The sequence below is a fragment of the Arthrobacter sp. UYNi723 genome, assembly GCF_054057635.1.
Map to the genome: position 1 here is coordinate 1 of NZ_JBSRZM010000072.1, position 2377 is coordinate 2377.

Sequence of the window (2377 nt, forward strand, 5' to 3'; positions counted from 1 at the left end):
CCGGCCGGGGAAGCGGTCCTGCTCGAGATCCGCCGACACGTCCACCCCAAGGCCGTCAACGCCGCCAAAGACGCCGACACCGGTGCGAGGAACGCGGCCTCCGGGATCGATTACCTGCGCCTGGTCGAAACCCGCCACAAAACCACCCTGACCGGCGCCCCGATCAGCTTCGAGAAAATGGCCGCCGGCGCCGGCGCGACCGGAACCAATGGAGGACCCCAATGAGCATCTCAAACCTGCAATCCCACTACGGCTTCACAGCCATGCCCTTCGGCCGCTCCATCCCGGTCCAGGCCCTGCACCCGCACCCCGGGCACCGCGAGGCGGTCGCCCGGATCCAATGGTGCGTCGCCCAGCGCCAGATGGGCGTGGTCACCGGCGAGGTCGGCGCCGGCAAGACCGTCGCCGTCAGAGCAGCCCTGGCACAACTCGAAGCATCCCGCCACCAGGTCATCTACATCGCGGACCCCACGATCGGCATGCGCGGCATCCAGTCCCAGATCGTCACCGCCCTGGGCGGGCAGCCAGCGTTCTACTCCGGAGTCCTCGCGCACCAGACCGCGTCCCTGCTCGCCGGGGAACTGGACGAACGCGCCCGCCTGCCCGTGGTCGTGATCGACGAGGCGCACCTGCTCGGCAACACCGAGCTGGAATCCCTGCGGATGCTCACGAATACCGGGATGGACACCGGCTCGCACTTCGCGCTGCTGCTCGTCGGCCAACCCACCCTGCGCCGCCGGCTCAAACTCGCCGTCCTGGCCGCCCTGGACCAAAGGATCTCCACCAGGTTCGCGATCAACGGCATGGACCTGGCCGAGACCGCGGACTACATCCGCCACCACCTCAAATTCGCAGGCAGATCCGACACCCTGTTCTCCGACGACGCCGTCGCCGCGATCCACCAGGCATCACGCGGCTACCCGCGGGCGGTCAACAACCTCGCCGTTTCCGCCCTGATCGCGACCTACGCCGGCAACAAGGCCATCGTGGACCTCTCCGCCGCCCAATCCGCGATCACCGAGAACAGCGAGTAGGGAAAAACCTCCGTCACCAATGACGGCCACCACGTCAGGCCGACGACGAACGCCCCGCCGGAAACAGCCCGCGGGGCGTTTCCGTGCACGGCCCATCGTCACAAAAACCGACGCCGCCATCGTCAAATAACGCGACGCCTAACAAGCTTCCCGAGGGGGCTGCCGTTCAAGACATCCTATGGCTCGTCGGAACCGGTCAGTGCCTACCTGCACAGTCCTCGGGAGTCCTCTCTTCGCACCGCGAAACGTTATGTAGCCCGGTCCGGCAAAAATCTGAGTTTGATTCGGAACTTTGTGGTGTCTCGAACCAGGACCGCAGCTACCGCGACAGCTCGAGCAGGTTCTGCGGGTCGGCCGCGACGCTCTATCTTGACCACATGTCGGGCGGCGGAGCCATAATCGGTCTGAGCACCAAAGCGGTGCCGCAGAGAAGAGCCGACGGATGGCGCCGCCGGCGCAGAGGAGTCCTCGAATGACAAAATACCTGATCTCGTTCCCCGGTGAGGCCATGGTGTTCCCCAAGGAGGACTTCGAGGCGGTGGTCGAAGCCTCGCATGCCGTCATCGACGAGGCCAAGGCGGCGGGCGTGTACGTCTTCGGTGGCGGGATCGATGAGGACGTAGACCCGGTGCTAGTGGCCGGTGACGGCATCGTCACCGAAGGCACGTACCCAGGCCATAAAGTACCCAACGGCGGCTACACCGTTCTCGAGCTGCCCTCGCGGGAGGCGGCACTCGAGTGGGCTAGGAAGATCGCCGTCGCCTGCCGCTGCTCGCAAGAGGTCCGGCAGTTCCAGTACGACCCGGCAAGCTGACGAGAGCAACCCCAGCCACAGCCGGCCATGCGTCGCGCGCCCATAATGAAAGGCGTGCAACAGGGCATAGAGCGGGTGATCTCGACGGACAGCACCTCGCCCCAGCCAACTGGTCGATCGGGGCCGGTCGGCCTCCGGTGTACGCCAGCGGCCCAGCCGTCTCGAGCTGAGTTGCGAGCTGCCGGAGGAGCGCTCTTTCTACGTCCGGCCGAGGGAAGTCGGCCGGTACGATACGACCCTGTTGGGTTCGGGCTGGAACGCGGACATGAAGACTGACCACGCGGACGCGACATTGCTGCGGGTGGTGGGTGAGGGTGTCCAAATTCACTGCAGGGAGTGAGAGAGGGTCCGGGTTTTCGCTGCGGGTACGGCGTGAGCGTGCCGGCCCGGGTTCTCTGTGCCCGGGTGGGGTGGTTTTGGTTTGGGTGGTTAACGTGGGAGAGCCCCCCAACCTGGTGGTTGGGGGGCTCTCGACCGTTTTAATGATGTTCCGGCGGTGACCTACTCTCCCACACCCTCCCGGGTGCAG

Annotated in this window: 3 protein-coding genes; all 3 read left to right on the top strand. The window is 65.8% G+C overall.

The features are described 5' to 3' along the window. Positions 1 to 225: hypothetical protein (locus ACVWY0_RS22190; RefSeq protein WP_485838617.1), on the top strand; the 225-nt coding region annotated here is incomplete at its 5' end. After that, on the top strand, positions 222 to 1034 hold the full coding sequence (locus ACVWY0_RS22195; protein ID WP_485838618.1) for an ExeA family protein: 813 nt from the start codon (positions 222 to 224) through the stop codon (positions 1032 to 1034). The genes ACVWY0_RS22190 and ACVWY0_RS22195, both read left to right, overlap by 4 nt. A gap of 472 nt (positions 1035 to 1506) precedes the next feature. After that, positions 1507 to 1848, top strand: coding sequence for a YciI family protein (locus ACVWY0_RS22200; protein ID WP_485838619.1), 342 nt, complete (start codon positions 1507 to 1509; stop codon positions 1846 to 1848). The last annotated feature ends 529 nt before the right edge of the window (positions 1849 to 2377 follow it).